Annotated in this window: 17 protein-coding genes and 2 pseudogenes; 11 read left to right on the top strand and 8 right to left on the bottom strand. The window is 51.2% G+C overall.

The window, feature by feature from the left end; genetic code table 11:
• Positions 1-6: 6 nt before the first annotated feature.
• A pseudogene (locus OGY19_RS04835) lies at positions 7-177 on the top strand (YggS family pyridoxal phosphate enzyme); the annotation flags it as partial.
• Positions 178-182: 5 nt separating this feature from the next.
• On the opposite strand, the gene OGY19_RS04830 reads toward OGY19_RS04835, so the two are convergent.
• From OGY19_RS04830 to OGY19_RS04820, 3 genes and pseudogenes are all read right to left on the bottom strand, one after another.
• On the bottom strand, positions 183-602 hold the full coding sequence (locus tag OGY19_RS04830) for a DUF3828 domain-containing protein (RefSeq protein WP_048213194.1): 420 nt from the start codon (positions 600-602) through the stop codon (positions 183-185).
• The gene (locus tag OGY19_RS04825; protein WP_115601490.1) at positions 602-961 is read right to left on the bottom strand and encodes a hypothetical protein; all 360 of its coding nucleotides are present in this window, start codon (positions 959-961) and stop codon (positions 602-604) included. The genes OGY19_RS04830 and OGY19_RS04825 overlap by 1 nt, the downstream gene beginning before the upstream one ends.
• A gap of 352 nt (positions 962-1,313) precedes the next feature.
• A pseudogene (locus OGY19_RS04820) lies at positions 1,314-1,439 on the bottom strand (type IV pili twitching motility protein PilT); the annotation flags it as partial.
• A 17-nt stretch (positions 1,440-1,456) separates the two neighbouring features.
• Between OGY19_RS04820 and OGY19_RS04815 the strand changes: the two are divergent.
• Genes OGY19_RS04815 through hemW form a run of 5 tightly spaced genes read left to right on the top strand, consistent with a single transcriptional unit; the run spans position 1,457 to position 4,763 of the window.
• Positions 1,457-2,161 (top strand): YggS family pyridoxal phosphate-dependent enzyme, encoded by a 705-nt coding sequence (locus OGY19_RS04815; protein WP_115601488.1) that lies wholly within the window; start codon positions 1,457-1,459, stop codon positions 2,159-2,161.
• Between the two features lie 18 nt (positions 2,162-2,179).
• Positions 2,180-2,746, top strand: a complete 567-nt coding sequence (locus tag OGY19_RS04810; RefSeq protein ID WP_003825417.1) for a YggT family protein — start codon at positions 2,180-2,182, stop codon at positions 2,744-2,746.
• Positions 2,743-3,033: a DUF167 family protein YggU gene (yggU, locus tag OGY19_RS04805; protein WP_005123286.1), complete on the top strand. Its 291-nt coding sequence runs from the start codon at positions 2,743-2,745 to the stop codon at positions 3,031-3,033. Before OGY19_RS04810 ends, yggU begins: the two co-directional genes overlap by 4 nt.
• A gap of 7 nt (positions 3,034-3,040) precedes the next feature.
• The gene (locus OGY19_RS04800; RefSeq protein ID WP_115601487.1) at positions 3,041-3,634 is read left to right on the top strand and encodes an XTP/dITP diphosphatase; all 594 of its coding nucleotides are present in this window, start codon (positions 3,041-3,043) and stop codon (positions 3,632-3,634) included.
• Entirely contained in the window at positions 3,627-4,763 is a 1,137-nt protein-coding gene (gene hemW / locus OGY19_RS04795; protein WP_115601486.1) for a radical SAM family heme chaperone HemW, read from the top strand. Before OGY19_RS04800 ends, hemW begins: the two co-directional genes overlap by 8 nt.
• Before the next feature lie 115 nt (positions 4,764-4,878).
• Here the strand turns inward: hemW and ansB are convergent, their stop codons facing one another.
• The 4 genes from ansB to trmB all read right to left on the bottom strand — a co-directional run bounded on the left by ansB (position 4,879) and on the right by trmB (position 7,929).
• Positions 4,879-5,925, bottom strand: a complete 1,047-nt coding sequence (gene ansB, locus OGY19_RS04790) for an L-asparaginase 2 (protein ID WP_115601485.1) — start codon at positions 5,923-5,925, stop codon at positions 4,879-4,881.
• A gap of 189 nt (positions 5,926-6,114) precedes the next feature.
• Positions 6,115-6,834 carry a YggN family protein gene (locus OGY19_RS04785; RefSeq protein WP_115601484.1) on the bottom strand — a complete coding sequence of 240 codons (720 nt, stop codon included), beginning with the start codon at positions 6,832-6,834 and terminating at the stop codon, positions 6,115-6,117.
• A 49-nt stretch (positions 6,835-6,883) separates the two neighbouring features.
• Positions 6,884-7,210, bottom strand: a complete 327-nt coding sequence (locus OGY19_RS04780; protein ID WP_286596245.1) for a YggL family protein — start codon at positions 7,208-7,210, stop codon at positions 6,884-6,886.
• Positions 7,210-7,929 (bottom strand): tRNA (guanosine(46)-N7)-methyltransferase TrmB, encoded by a 720-nt coding sequence (gene trmB, locus OGY19_RS04775; RefSeq protein WP_003027117.1) that lies wholly within the window; start codon positions 7,927-7,929, stop codon positions 7,210-7,212. The genes OGY19_RS04780 and trmB overlap by 1 nt, the downstream gene beginning before the upstream one ends.
• A 160-nt stretch (positions 7,930-8,089) precedes the next feature.
• On the opposite strand from trmB, the gene mutY reads away from it, so the two are divergent.
• The 4 genes from mutY to OGY19_RS04755 all read left to right on the top strand — a co-directional run bounded on the left by mutY (position 8,090) and on the right by OGY19_RS04755 (position 12,078).
• On the top strand, positions 8,090-9,142 hold the full coding sequence (gene mutY, locus OGY19_RS04770) for an A/G-specific adenine glycosylase (RefSeq protein WP_115602382.1): 1,053 nt from the start codon (positions 8,090-8,092) through the stop codon (positions 9,140-9,142).
• 27 nt (positions 9,143-9,169) lie between these two features.
• Positions 9,170-9,439: an oxidative damage protection protein gene (locus tag OGY19_RS04765; protein ID WP_003027126.1), complete on the top strand. Its 270-nt coding sequence runs from the start codon at positions 9,170-9,172 to the stop codon at positions 9,437-9,439.
• An 86-nt stretch (positions 9,440-9,525) separates the two neighbouring features.
• Positions 9,526-10,611, top strand: coding sequence for a membrane-bound lytic murein transglycosylase MltC (mltC, locus tag OGY19_RS04760; protein ID WP_147293144.1), 1,086 nt, complete (start codon positions 9,526-9,528; stop codon positions 10,609-10,611).
• A gap of 210 nt (positions 10,612-10,821) precedes the next feature.
• Positions 10,822-12,078: a nucleoside permease gene (locus OGY19_RS04755; protein WP_003027130.1), complete on the top strand. Its 1,257-nt coding sequence runs from the start codon at positions 10,822-10,824 to the stop codon at positions 12,076-12,078.
• Between the two features lie 52 nt (positions 12,079-12,130).
• Here OGY19_RS04755 and OGY19_RS04750 read toward each other — a convergent pair whose 3' ends face one another.
• On the bottom strand, positions 12,131-14,266 hold the full coding sequence (locus OGY19_RS04750) for an ornithine decarboxylase (protein ID WP_286596244.1): 2,136 nt from the start codon (positions 14,264-14,266) through the stop codon (positions 12,131-12,133).
• 469 nt (positions 14,267-14,735) lie between these two features.
• Here OGY19_RS04750 and OGY19_RS04745 point away from each other — a divergent pair, with 469 nt between their 5' ends.
• Positions 14,736-15,443 carry a DUF554 domain-containing protein gene (locus tag OGY19_RS04745; protein WP_048213202.1) on the top strand — a complete coding sequence of 236 codons (708 nt, stop codon included), beginning with the start codon at positions 14,736-14,738 and terminating at the stop codon, positions 15,441-15,443.
• The last annotated feature ends 63 nt before the right edge of the window (positions 15,444-15,506 follow it).

Here is a 15,506-nt window from a genome sequence, read left to right as displayed (position 1 = left end):
CGGAAAATGAACGATATCGCGCATAACCTGGCACATGTCCGGGACAAAATCTCAGCCGCCGCGACGCGTTGCGGGCGGTCTTCAGAAGAAGTTATGTTGCTTGCAGTCAGCAAAATCAAACCTGCGAGCGCCATCGAAGAAGCCATTACCGCAGGATTATTTTCAATTGGTGAAAACAATAACTAATGGCGAGTAGCCACGCTCTTGATTTTCCATACACCATTTTCTTCTACCATGCAGTCAATGACTTTTTGAGATGACTCACCTGTTCCAAATGTCAAATAGACATTGGTACAAATAGGATCAGTTATAGTCAGATCAATACTAATATGCTTACTCCAGTCTTCATCTGCAAAATCCTGAACCTTTAGAAAATAATCCTCTTCAAGCTCATTATTCATATAAGCTTGTTTTAATTTATTCAATGTATCAATACTAACGAAAGGCTCTAATGCCGTCGGGTTATCTGCAACTGGGATGACATTATGAGCAATCTGCTTTATATACCAGGTATTGAATTTTAATGCTTGCGTATCAGCAGGAACTATTTCTGCCATAGCAAATGATGAGAATAGAAAAGTAAATAATATTAATCGCTTCATCAGTTGTGCCTATATAATTTATACGAAGGCTGACTTTTACGATAACCGGGGTCGGGGTACACGCCATGTTCCTGCTTGAAATCTGACCACCAGTAATGCCCATCAAAAATCGCCATATGACCTGCTGCATTTCCTCCAGTATATGGTTGGATTATAGCAACATCACCTTTTACAGGATTCCCATATACTTCACGAAAACCAGCTAATACTAAATATTTCCCCATATTTTTAGCATTATCATGGTGCAATGATACGCCGCCATGTTCGATAGCTGCTGTTACTGCCCTGGCACAATAACCCGTAGCGTGTGGATGAGCATTATGTCTAACAAAATTTATAGCGGCTTCTTTATTCCACATTTACAACACCTCATTTATAAACGAAGAATATGAAATATCACAAAGCGAACCATTAGCATGAACATTAAATGCTTCTAACTCCATTTATTGACATCATCACCATGTCCCAAAATTATATTTGCAATATGTATTATCGTTTAGTTATAAAATAAGAAAAAATATTCACCCCACCAATTATGTAATACCTTAATTTTATTAGAGATATAATTTCACACCTGTTTTTATTACTTTAAACCTTTAAATTAAAGCAAGCCTGAGCTAAATAAAAACGAATTAAAAATTCTATTTATTAAATCTGTTTACATCCTCCTACAGACTCACATTTTGTACTCAGCACATCCACAGTCCCACCAGGCGCGGTAAACGGTGCGCTTTCGACTTTTCCATGTCTGCACCAACGCGCAGGCCATGCATTGCACAGGTGTAGATCCGACACGTTATGCTTTACACTAAGGGCCACTATTTCTTCCATATTCATATGAACATCCTCGGAAAATGAACGATATCGCGCATAACCTGGCACATGTCCGGGACAAAATCTCAGCCGCCGCGACGCGTTGCGGGCGGTCTTCAGAAGAAGTTACGTTGCTTGCAGTCAGCAAAACCAAACCTGCGAGCGCCATCGAAGAAGCCATTACCGCAGGGCAGCGAGCCTTCGGTGAAAACTATGTCCAGGAAGGGGTGGATAAAATCCGCTACTTTCAGGAAAAAAGCGTCAACGATCTGCAGTGGCACTTTATCGGCCCGCTGCAGTCCAACAAAAGTCGTCTGGTCGCAGAACATTTTGACTGGTGCCATACGATTGATCGTCTGCGCATCGCTGCCCGTCTGAGCGAACAGCGCCCGGCAGACCTGCCGCCGCTGAATGTGTTGATCCAGATAAATATCAGCGATGAGAACAGTAAGTCAGGGATTCCGCTGGCAGAGCTTGATGCCCTGGCCGCTGAAGTCGCTGCGCTGCCGCGCATTACCCTGCGTGGCTTGATGGCGATTCCCGCGCCTGAGTCAGATTATGTAAGGCAGTTTGAAGTTGCACAGCAAATGGCTGTAGCATTTGCCGGGTTGAAAACACGCTACCCAAATATCGATACGCTCTCGCTGGGGATGTCTGATGATATGGATGCCGCTATCGCGGCGGGTAGCACGATGGTGCGCATCGGCACTGCCATTTTTGGTGCTCGTGATTACACTAAAAAATAAGGAAAACTAAGGAACACCATGAATACGTTGACCTTCCTGCTCTCAACGGTAATTGAGCTGTATACCATGGCGCTGCTATTGCGTGTGTGGATGCAGTGGTCTCGCTGCGATTTTTACAACCCGTTCTCACAGTTTATTGTGAAAATCACCCAACCTATTATTGGGCCGTTACGCCGCATTATCCCCCCGATGGGGCCGATCGACAGCGCATCAGCATTAGTCGCGCTCGTTCTCAGCTTTATCAAAGCCATCGTGCTGTTTAAGGTGGTGACGTTCCAGCCGATCATCTGGATCGCCGCCGTGCTGATTGTCCTGAAAACCATCGGACTGCTGATTTTCTGGGTACTGCTGGTGATGGCGATTATGAGCTGGGTCAGCCAGGGCCGCAGCCCGGTGGAGTACGTGCTGATCCAACTGGCGGATCCGCTGCTGCGTCCTATTCGTCGTATTCTTCCGGGAATGGGGGGGATAGATTTCTCGCCGATGATCCTGGTTCTGCTGCTCTATGTCATTAACATGGGGATCGCGGAAGTGTTACAGGCGACAGGCAACATGCTGCTGCCGGGGCTGTGGATGGCGCTATGAGTGCCGTAACACCCTGCGATGACGGTCTGGTTTTACGGCTCTACATTCAGCCGAAAGCCAGCCGTGACAGTATTGTGGGTTTACATGGCGACGAGCTAAAAGTCGCCATTACCGCCCCGCCGGTTGATGGACAAGCCAACAGCCATCTGGTGAAGTTTCTCGGCAAACAGTTCCGCGTAGCGAAAAGCCAGGTCGTTATTGAGAAGGGCGAGCTTGGCCGCCATAAACAGGTTAAAATTATTCATCCGCAACAGATCCCGCCCGAAATTGCGGCGCTAACTGATTAGGTATCCCATGCAAAAAGTTGTCCTCGCGACCGGCAATGCCGGTAAAGTGCGTGAACTCGCCTCTCTTCTGAGTGATTTCGGTCTTGATGTTGTTGCCCAAACGGATCTGGGTGTTGATTCTGCAGAAGAGACCGGGCTGACGTTTATTGAGAACGCCATTCTGAAGGCGCGTCATGCCGCGCAAATTACGGGTTTGCCAGCCATTGCTGATGACTCCGGCCTGGCGGTTAATGCCCTTGGCGGCGCGCCGGGTATCTATTCAGCCCGCTATTCCGGCGAAGATGCGACCGACCAACAGAACCTGGAAAAACTGCTGTACACCCTGCGGGATGTCCCGGATGACCAGCGTCAGGCGCAATTCCACTGCGTGCTGGTGTATATGCGCCATGCGGACGATCCCACGCCTTTAGTGTGCCACGGAAGCTGGCCGGGCGTGATTACCCGTGAATCGGCCGGAAACGGTGGTTTTGGTTACGACCCAATCTTTTTTGTGCCGTCCGAAGGAAAAACCGCTGCTGAGCTGACCCGCGAAGAAAAAAGTGCGATTTCTCACCGCGGACAGGCACTGAAGCTGCTGCTGGATGCCCTGCGTAATGGTTAACCTTCCGCCGCTAAGTCTTTATATTCACATCCCGTGGTGCGTGCAGAAATGCCCGTACTGCGACTTTAACTCGCATGCACTTAAGGGCGAGGTTCCTCATGACGACTATGTTCAGCACCTGCTGAGCGATCTTGATTCTGAGGTTGCACACGCTCAGGGACGTGAAGTAAAGACGATTTTTATCGGTGGTGGTACGCCGAGCCTGCTTTCTGGCCCGGCAATGCAAACGCTGCTCGACGGCGTGCGCGCACGGCTGAATCTGGCCGCAGATGCAGAAATCACGATGGAGGCGAATCCCGGGACGGTGGAAGCCGATCGCTTTGTTGATTATCAACGCGCTGGCGTCAACCGTATCTCGATTGGCGTACAGAGCTTTAGCTCCGCCAAACTCGAGCGTCTGGGACGTATTCACGGGCCGGAAGAAGCCAAACGAGCAGCACACCTGGCGAGCGATCTGGGGCTACGCAGCTTTAACCTCGACCTGATGCATGGTTTGCCGGATCAGACGCTGGAAGAGGCGCTGGGCGATTTACAGCAGGCCATCGCGCTCAACCCACCGCATCTTTCCTGGTATCAGTTGACCATCGAACCCAACACACTGTTCGGGTCCCGACCACCGGTATTACCGGACGACGACGCGCTGTGGGATATTTTTGAGCAAGGCCACCAGTTGCTGACCGCCGCCGGGTATCAACAGTACGAAACCTCAGCCTATGCGAAGCCGGGCTATCAGTGTCAGCACAACCTTAATTACTGGCGTTTTGGCGACTATCTCGGTATTGGCTGCGGCGCGCATGGCAAAATTACGTTCCCGGACGGGCGCATTCTGCGTACCACCAAAACGCGGCATCCGCGTGGCTACATGCAAGGGCGTTATCTCGAAAGCCAGCGTGATGTCGCCGAAACCGATAAGCCGTTCGAGTTCTTTATGAACCGTTTCCGGTTGCTTGAGGCCGCGCCTCGCGCGGAGTTCAGACAATATACCGGGCTTACCGAGGACGTTATTCGTCGACAGATCGATGAGGCTATTGCCCAGGGCTACCTGAGTGAATGCGATGAATACTGGCAGATTACCCAACACGGTAATCTGTTTTTGAATTCTCTGTTGGAGCTGTTTCTGGCGGAGTAATACGGTAACGATCCAGGCCGGATAAGGCCTTGAGCCGCATCCGGCAAATTGCCTGATGGCGCTGCGCTTATCAGGCCTACAGGGTTAGGTCGATAAGCGCAGCCACCTTCATCGATTAATACTGATTAAACATTTCCTGAATCTGCTTAGGATCTTTGGTTTCGGTCAGCGCCAGCTGCAGCAGCACGCGGGCTTTTTGCGGGTTCAGCGAGCCAGAAGCCACAAAGCCATATTTCGCATCATCAACTTCAGCATCCTGGGTGGTGGCACCAGTCGGTACACGGGATGAACGTACGACAACGGTTCCTTTATGCGCGGCAGTTGCCAGCGTATCGAAAATGGTTTTATACAGGTTACCGTTACCTACACCCGCACTAACGATCCCTGCGTAACCCGCATCTACCAGCGCTTTTGCCGGCAGATCGGAGGCGTTAGCATAGTTGTAAACAATCCCAACTTTCGGCAGTTCGGTCAGCTTAGAAACATCGAACGGCGTGGATGTAGTGTGCTTACGCGCAGGCGTACGCTGGTAGTCGATTTTACCGTTATGAATGTAACCCAACGGGCCGTAGTTAACGGATTTGAAGGTAGCAACGTCAGTGGTATTGGTTTTGGTCACGTCGCGACCATCCATAACGGTGTCGTTCATCACCACCAGCACACCGCGGTTGGCAGAGGCTTTATCTGCGGCGGTTACCACGGCGTTATACAGGTTGAACGGGCCATCAGCGCTCATACCGGTAGATGGACGCATCGCGCCTACCAGCACCACCGGCTTGTTGCATTTGACGGTCAGATCGAGGAAATAGGCGGTTTCCTCCATGGTATCCGTACCATGCGTTACCACGAAGCCGTCGGTTTTATCACACTCGGTATTAATCTTTTTCGCCAGCGTTAACCAGACGTCGTCATTCATATCCTGGGAGCCGATATTCACCACCTGCTCACCTTTAACCACGGCGATATCTTTCAACTGAGGTACGGCCTCAACCAGATTTTCTACGCCAACCTTGCCTGCCGTGTAGTTAGATTTTGTCGCGGAATCACCGCCACCAGCAATCGTCCCGCCGGTCGCTAAAATGGTGATATTTGGCAGTGCAAGCGCCGCGCCGCTGAAACCCATAACCAGTGCGGCAAGTGCCGTTCTCTTGAAAAACTCCATGTTATTTCTCCAGTTACTTGAATTTGCAGCATTATGTCTATCTCACAGATGAATAATGTGACGAGATCCAATTAACCAGATTTATATCTCCATCAAATTGTCATTCTTAGAGATGGATATCAAAAAAAACAGAAATATACAAAATAAAACGGCGCAGAATGTTTCTGCGCCGTTAAACAGAGGTGAAGATTATTTCAGAGTGCTAACCAGCGTTTTACGATCGTTTTCCAGCGTCACGACGCGGGCACAAACATCTTTGCCAAACTGCTGGAAGTCTTGTTCCTGATTCTTCCATTCGTTCTGAATTGAGGTTTGCAAGCCACCGAGACTCCCGAGCACGCCCTGCAACGGATTACCACCGCCTTTGAGTACGGCTTTGGCACCCATTTCGTTGATGCTGTCCTGCAAAATACCGCCCATCGCCTGATTAACCAGCTGTTGTCCGTCCGCGCGGACTTGATCAATCGCCTTATAATGGAAGGTCAGGCCATCAGTTCGATGCTCGATGATACGGTTCATCTGCTCTTTCAATTGCGCATCGAGCTTGGTTAAGCGGCCGCGCATGTTGCTGCTTTCACCCACTTCTTTGGCGATGATTTTATCCAGCGCTACGCGACCTTTCTCAACGCGCGCTCTGGCTCCCTCATCAATCCATGGCAGACTGCTTCGCAATGCCGCCTGATAATCTTTGGCCTGCTCACGCTGTGCAGCATTCAGGGTGTACTGTTTACCGTTGAAGGTGACATCACCGGCCTGGGTAATCACCAGGTCGCCGTTTTCGCCTTTCACCTGCACCGTTTGCGGGCTCAAAATAACATCGTCACGTGGGGTGACGCTGCACTGGTAATCTGCATGTGCGGCCATCGCCGTGAACGTTAGGACTGCCGCCAGCAGCGTTTTGCGCATCATATCTTTCCCTCAAGACAAATCGGGCCGGCATTTGCCGACCCTGTGCTACTTAGTCCCACCAAATATCGAAAAGTTCGCTGGTACGCACTTCTTCGAGTTTGTGCTCTTCCAGCCACTTACGCACGATTGCCTGGTGTTCTTCGGTGCATTTGCCGATTTCCTGCAGACAGATCAGACCTTCCCAGGCCAGATAGCCGCTGCCGTCAAAAGCCAGCTTGTTCGGTTCGATAACTTCATTGATAAAGTCATCAACGATTTGATCGACCTGCTCTCCAGATGTACCTTCCGGGAAACGCCATGCAACCGAAAGTCCTACTTCCTGGAATTCTTCGATGTGCATCTTTTTACGCAGACGACGGCTACGGTTCTTTGCCATTATTTCACCCTCTCGAACATTAAGTCCCATACGCCGTGGCCAAGACGATGACCACGTTGTTCAAATTTGGTTACCGGGCGCGATTGTGGGCGCGGTACATAATCGTTACTCTCGGACTGGTTTTTATACCCGTCAATGGAGGACATCACTTCCAGCATATGTTCCGCATAAGCTTCCCAGTCGGTTGCCATGTGGAATACGCCGCCCAGCTTCAGCTTACTTAAGATATGCTCAGCAAACGGTACCTGAACGATACGGCGTTTATTATGACGTGCTTTATGCCACGGGTCAGGGAAAAAGAGCTGAACCATAGATAAAGAATTGTCAGGAATCATTTTATGCAGGACTTCAACGGCATCATGGCACATGACGCGCAGGTTCTCGACACCCTCTTCATGAGCTGAAGCCAGACACGCACCAACGCCCGGCGAGTGAACCTCAATGCCGAGGAAATTCTGTTCCGGACGCGCTTTCGCCATTGCGACCAGCGACGCTCCCATACCAAAACCGATTTCCAGCGTGACTGGCGCATCACGGCCAAACAGTTCTGCGAAATTTACAGGCTCTTCGCTGAACTCAACGCCCATCACCGGCCAGTAGTTTTCCAGCGCGTGTTCCTGCCCTTTCGTCAGTCGCCCCTGGCGACGAACAAAACTACGAATCCGGCGCAGAGGGCGGCCGTTTTCATCAAATTCCGGTGAAATGACGTCGTTCTTCATAAAAGTTTAGTCTGCTGTGTTTGAGTTCTGAAAACGGGCATTATCCAAAGTTAGTTGCCGGATGCAAGTAAAGGAAGAAAGTGAGCAGCGGAAAGTTCCGGTTTACACCCCGTTGCCGCTGTGCTGCAATCTTGCCCCCGGCAATAATGAAACGGTAATCATGCAAGCGTCTCAATTCTCGGCTCAGGTTTTGAGCTGGTACGACAAATACGGGCGGAAAACGCTGCCCTGGCAAATTGATAAGACGCCTTACAAAGTATGGCTCTCTGAGGTGATGCTGCAACAAACTCAGGTTGCGACCGTTATCCCTTATTTTGAGCGCTTTATGGCGCGCTTCCCAACGGTAACGGATTTAGCCCATGCGCCGCTGGATGAAATTCTGCATTTGTGGACCGGACTGGGCTATTACGCCCGGGCGCGTAATCTGCATAAAGCCGCGCAGCAGGTTGTGACGATGCATGGCGGTATATTTCCGCAAACCTTTGATGAGGTCGCCGCCCTACCTGGCGTCGGTCGCTCAACCGCAGGCGCGATCCTTTCCCTCTCTCTGGGTCAGCATTTTCCGATTCTCGACGGTAACGTCAAACGCGTGCTGGCTCGCTGTTATGCTGTAAGCGGCTGGCCGGGTAAAAAAGAGGTCGAAAAGAAGCTGTGGGACCTGAGCGAGCAGGTTACGCCTGCCCATGGCGTTGAGCGTTTTAATCAGGCGATGATGGATTTAGGCGCCATGGTCTGTACGCGCTCAAAACCTAAATGTTCGCTGTGTCCGTTGGATAATGGCTGTGTGGCCAGCGCCAATGCAAGCTGGGCGCTGTACCCTGGTAAAAAACCCAAGCAAACGCTGCCGGAACGGACGGGCTATTTTTTACTGATGCAGCATGATGACGAAGTGTTGCTCGCGCAGCGACCGCCCAGCGGCTTATGGGGGGGTTTATACTGTTTTCCGCAGTTTGACGATGAAAACGGACTGCGCAACTGGCTGGCGCAACGGCAAATTAACGCAGATAATCTGACCCAACTTAATGCGTTTCGCCATACCTTTAGCCATTTCCACTTAGACATTGTGCCTATGTGGCTTCCTGTGTCTTCATTTGGCTCATGCATGGATGAAGGCAACGCGCTCTGGTATAACTTAGCGCAACCGCCGTCGGTCGGACTGGCGGCTCCCGTGGAGCGTTTGTTACAGCAATTACGTGCCGGCACACACGTTTAACGTACCGGTCGATAGAGAGGATTTTTTATGAGCAGAACGATTTTTTGCACTTTCCTGCAACGCGAAGCCGAAGGCCAGGACTTTCAGCTGTACCCGGGCGATCTGGGGAAACGCATCTATAACGAGATTTCTAAAGAAGCATGGGCGCAATGGCAGCATAAGCAAACCATGCTGATTAACGAGAAGAAGCTCAATATGATGAACGTTGAGCATCGTAAGTTACTGGAACAGGAGATGATTAACTTCCTGTTTGAAGGCAAAGATGTGCATATTGAAGGCTATACACCAGAGTCTTAAGAACCGTTGCCGGATGGCGCTGCGCTTATCCGGCCTACGATTTAATCTGGTCCTTGCAAATAACAAACACAACACGCACTCCCGGAATGATGAAAAAATTTCTCGCGCTTGCCGTTATTGCGCCGTTGCTCATCTCCTGTTCCAGTTCGACCAAAAAAGGCGATTCTTATAACGAAGCCTGGGTCAAGGATACCAACGGTTTTGATATTCTGATGGGGCAATTCGCCCATAACATTGAGAATTTGTGGGGATTTAAGGAAGTGCTGATTGCGGGTCCAAAGGACTACGTAAAGTATACCGATCAGTATCAAACCCGCAGCCATATCAACTTTGATGACGGTACGATAACCGTCGAGACCATTGCCGGGATAGATCCCGCCGGACATCTGCGTCGGGCGATTATCAAGACATTGCTGATGGGGGATGATCCGGGTTCTATCGACCTCTATTCCGATGTCGACGACATCAAGATTTCCAAAGAGCCGTTCCTGTACGGGCAGGTGGTCGATAATACCGGCCAGCCCATTCGTTGGGAGGGACGCGCCACCAATTTCGCTGACTATCTGCTGAAAACACGCCTGAAAAGCCGCAGCAATGGTATTCGCATCATCTATAGCGTGACCATCAACCTGGTACCGAACCACCTTGATAAGCGCGCGCATAAATACGTCGGCATGGTGCGTCAGGCTTCGCGTAAGTATGGCGTCGATGAGTCGCTGATTCTGGCCATCATGCAAACCGAATCCTCATTTAACCCGTATGCGGTCAGCCATGCCGATGCCCTGGGACTGATGCAGGTGGTGCAACACAGCGCCGGGAAAGATGTGTTTCGCTCGCAAGGGCGCTCCGGCACGCCGAGCCGTAGCTTCCTGTTTGACCCGGCCAGCAACATTGATACCGGTACCGCCTATCTGGCTATGCTCAACAATGTCTATTTAGGCGGCATTGATAATCCAACGTCCCGTCGCTACGCGGTGATCACGGCATATAACGGCGGTGCGGGCAGCGTGCTGCGCGTTTTCTCGAACGATAAAATCCAGGCCGCGAATATTATCAACAGCATGACCCCGGGGGACGTTTATCAAACACTGACCACCCGACATCCGTCTGCTGAATCACGCCGATACCTTTACAAGGTCAATTCCGCACAAAAATCATATCGACGCCGCTAATATATCCCTCTTCTGCCCCGGTAAACGGGGCCCGGAAGAGGGTAAAGTGTTAACCCCATCACTCTTTTGCTTTGCAATCAGAAATTGTTTGCAAATATTTGTCACAGGTAACAAAAAAAGAGTGTCTCTCGTTGATAGAATCACATCATCAAGCCCCGGCAAATGTGCCTTTTAAAACATTCATCCGCATCACGGTGTGAGGAAATTAACATGAATCTTAAGCTGCAGCTGAAAGTGCTCTCGTTTCTGCAGTTCTGCTTATGGGGTAGTTGGCTCACTACCCTCGGCTCCTATATGTTTGTCACCCTAAAATTCGATGGTGCATCCATTGGCGCAGTGTATAGCTCGCTGGGGATCGCCGCCGTGTTTATGCCTACGCTATTAGGGATCGTGGCCGACAAATGGATCAGTGCGAAATGGGTGTACGCCATTTGTCACCTGGTCGGCGCAGCAACGCTGTTCGCCGCAGCCGAAGTCACCACCCCAGGCGCCATGTTCTTTGTGATCTTGCTTAACTCTTTGGCCTATATGCCAACGCTGGGGTTAATCAACACCATTTCTTACTATCGCCTGCAGTCAGCCGGGATGGATATCGTTACAGACTTCCCGCCAATCCGTATCTGGGGCACCATCGGCTTTATTATGGCGATGTGGGGCGTGAGCTTCTCCGGCTTCGAGCTGAGTCATATGCAGCTGTATATCGGTGCAACGCTGTCCGTTGTTTTGGCGCTGTTCACGCTGACGCTGCCGCATATTCCGGTGGCTAACCAGCAGAAAAACCAGAGCTGGTCGTCCATGCTGGGCCTGGATGCTTTCGCGCTGTTTAAAAACAAGCGTATGGCGATTTTCTTTATCTTCTCAATGATGCTGGGCGCTGAGCTGCAGATTACCAATATGTTCGGTAATACCTTCCTGCACAGCTTCGATAACAACCCGCTGTTCTCCGGTAGCTTCATCGTTGAACACGCCTCGGTGATGATGTCGATCTCGCAGATTTCCGAGACGCTGTTTATCCTGACCATCCCGTTCTTCTTGAGCCGTTACGGTATTAAGAACGTGATGCTTATCAGTATTGTGGCGTGGATGTTGCGCTTCGGCCTGTTTGCCTACGGCGATCCGACACCGTTCGGTACCGTGCTGCTGGTTCTGTCGATGATTGTTTACGGCTGCGCCTTCGACTTCTTCAACATCTCTGGCTCGGTATTCGTGGAGAAAGAAGTTCGCCCTGAAATCCGCGCCAGCGCACAGGGTATGTTCCTGATGATGACCAACGGCTTCGGTTGTATTCTTGGCGGTCTGGTGAGCGGTAAAGTGGTTGAACACTATACGCTGAACGGTATTACCGACTGGCAGACCGTGTGGCTGATCTTCGCAGGTTACTCGCTGGTTCTGGCTTTTGCCTTCGTGGCGCTGTTTAAATACAAACACGTACGCGTTCCGGCAGGTACCCAAACTATCGCGCACTAACGTTTACGCAGAGATAAGCGGGTTGCCAAAAGGTAACCCGCTTTTTTTGCACTTACTTCACAACATATCCATACAGACGCTTAATACCGTCGGCATCCGTTTCACTGTAAACACCTTGCAGCTCCGGTGAGAAGCCCGGCAGCAGGTTAACGCCCTCTTCCAGCGCCAGGAAATAACGTAGCACCGCCCCGCCCCAGATTTCGCCCGGTACCACGCACAGCACGCCCGGAGGATAAGGCAGCGCACCTTCTGCCGCAACGCGACCTGCGGCATCAGAAATTCGCACCAGTTCGACATCACCGCGGATGAAAGCGCTGTTCGCATCCTGCGGGTTCATCGCCACGGCAGGCAAACTCTCCTGGCGGAACATCGCTTTTTGCAGATCCTTCACATCAAAGCTGACGTATAAATCGTGCATCTCCTGACACAGTTCACGCAGCGTGTAATCCCGGTAACGTACCGGATACTTGTTGAAGATGGAGGGCAACACGTCCGCCAGCGGCGTATCGTCCTCAATATGCTGCTCAAACTGCGCCAGCATCGCCACCAGTTGCGCCAGTTTCTCGGTGCTTTCTGCCGGAGTCAGCAGGAACAGAATCGAGTTAAGGTCGCATTTCTCCGGCACAATACCGTTTTCACGCAGGTAATGCGCCAGAATCGTCGCCGGAATACCAAACTCAGTATATTGCCCGGTTTGCGCATCAATGCCCGGAGTAGTTAACAACAGCTTGCAGGGATCAACGAAGTACTGGTCGCGCGCGTAGCCGGAAAAACCATGCCATTTAGCACCCGGTTCAAAGCTAAAGAAGCGGCGCTCGCTGGCAATCACTTGCGTCGGATAGCTTTCCCACGGCTTACCATCAACTACCGGAGGAATAAACGGCTGAATCAGCTTACAGCGGGTAAGTATCGCTTTACGGGCCTCGATCCCCAGCGCCACACACTCCGCCCATAGCCGACGACCGCTCTCGCCTTCATGGATTTTGGCGTTCACGTCCAGCGCCGCAAACAGCGGGTAAAACGGACTGGTGGAAGCATGCAGCATAAACGCATTGTTCAGACGCTTGTGCGGGCAGAATCGCGCCTGACCACGAATATGGTTATCCTTTTTGTGGATCTGCGAGGTTTGCGAGAATCCGGCCTGCTGTTTGTGTACCGACTGGGTGACAAAGATCCCCGGATCGTCAGCATTGAGCTCCAGTAGCAGCGGTGACCCATCGGCCATCATCGGAATAAATTGCTCGTAGCCAACCCAGGCAGAATCAAACAGGATGTAATCGCACAGGCTACCGATCTTGTCGATAACCTGCCGGGCGTTGTAGATCGTACCGTCATAGGTACCAAGCTGAATGATTGCCAGACGGAACGGGCGCGGCTGGTCAGCCTTGTGCGGCGCAACGTTACGCAGTTGCTGGCGCAGATACGCCTCATCAAAGCAGTGCTCATCAATGCCGCCAATAAAGCCAAACGGATTACGCGCTGCTTCCAGATAAACCGGCGTCGCGCCTGCCTGGATCAGCGCGCCGTGGTGGTTGGACTTATGGTTGTTGCGATCAAACAACACCAGATCGCCGCGCGTCAGCAGCGCATTGGTCACCACTTTATTCGCCGCAGAAGTCCCGTTCAGCACAAAGTAGGTTTTATCCGCGTGGAAAACTTTCGCGGCAAATTTCTGCGCATGTTTCGCTGATCCCTCATGAATCAGCAGATCGCCCAGCTTAACGTCAGCGTTGCACATATCCGCGCGAAACAGGTTCTCGCCAAAGAACTCGTAGAAATGTCGACCCGCCGGATGCTTCTTAAAAAACTCACCGTGCTGGTGCCCCGGACAAGCAAAGGTACTGTTCCCCATTTCAACATACTGGGTCAGCGTGTCATAGAACGGCGGCAGCAACTCTTCCTCATACCGACAGGCGGCAGACTCCAGCTCCAGCCAGTCCTGCGCATTGCCGCAGATAACCGCCTCAACGTCTGCCAGGACATCCACGTTGGTCTCTGAAAATATAAACACCGGTATGTGAAACCCGGTGCGTTTCAGCAAAGCCAGGATCCCGCTGCGGCTGTCCGCAACGGTAATGACGACTGCCGCGACGTCAGTAAAATCGGTACTGTCCAGCGTCACCACCTTGCGATGAGTAGACAGACGGGAAACCAGTTCACCACTGGCGGCAATATTCATTGATTTCATAAGCGCAAAAACCCGTATCGGGAGAATCAAAAGTCCCGGGCAAAGCCGCATTGCTATGCCCCACGAAATGACAGGTCAAACTGGTCACCAGCCCCGACCGCCAGACATCAGTAAAAGCAGATAGCCTCTGATTTTACTGTTATCCTGCAGTGAGCGTGCGCTGCCCTCACCGCATGGTGGGAGAGTATAGATAAGTCGCAGGAAGGGGCAAACGTCGCGCAAAAAGGCGATATTGAAGGCGATGTAGGGGGAGTAATGTCATCCCAGGCAGCCCCATTCAGACAGGAGAAAATTCGCGCAATCATGGCACCTTTCACCTACAGGCGCAAGATAAAATCCTGTGCTTAAACCTCACAGATAAACAAACATTTCGTCTGAAAATAGCGGCATAATAATGCAATCTGAAACATAATTTCACCTAGGTAATTGCCTTTAACATCAATACGATAATAGGTATGCAGGAGCTAACGTGGTAATCGGACCCTTTATTAATGCCAGCGCCATTTTACTCGGTGGCGTTCTTGGCGCGCTGCTCAGCCAGCACTTACCCGAACGTATTCGGATCTCAATGACCTCAATATTCGGGTTGTGCTCGTTGGGGATTGGTATCCTGCTGGTTATCAAATGCGCTAACTTGCCGGTGATGGTGCTGGCAACGCTGCTCGGCGCGCTGATCGGCGAGTTCTGTCATCTGGAAAAAGGCATTAATACCGCTGTCGCCAAAGCGCAGCAGCTTTTCACCAAATCGGATGTCAATGCAACACACGAATCCTTTATCCAAAGCTATGTGGCGATCATTGTGTTGTTTTGCGCCAGCGGGACCGGGATCTTCGGTGCGATCCATGAAGGGATGACCGGCGATCCTAATATTTTAATCGCCAAGTCATTTTTGGATTTCTTCACGGCCATCATCTTTGCCTGCTCATTAGGAATCGCGGTATCGGCAATTTGTGTGCCAATGTTGGCAATTCAGTTGACGCTCGCCACCTGCGCGGCTCTGATTTTACCGCTGACAACCCCAGCCATGATGGCCGATTTCAGCGCGGTAGGCGGACTGCTGTTGCTGGCGACGGGTCTACGTATTTGCGGAATCAAAATGTTTGCGGTGGTGAATATGCTTCCCGCCCTGCTGCTGGCAATGCCGCTTTCCGCAGCATGGACGGCATTTTTTGCCTGAGAATGCGTGCAATACCAGCAATGTGGTGATAGATTGTGCAGTCTGCATTGATTTGAAGAAATT

The organism is Citrobacter sp. Cy070, from assembly GCF_030332245.1.
Classification (GTDB): domain Bacteria; phylum Pseudomonadota; class Gammaproteobacteria; order Enterobacterales; family Enterobacteriaceae; genus Citrobacter; species Citrobacter youngae.
This window is presented reverse-complemented; position numbering and strand designations above follow the sequence as displayed.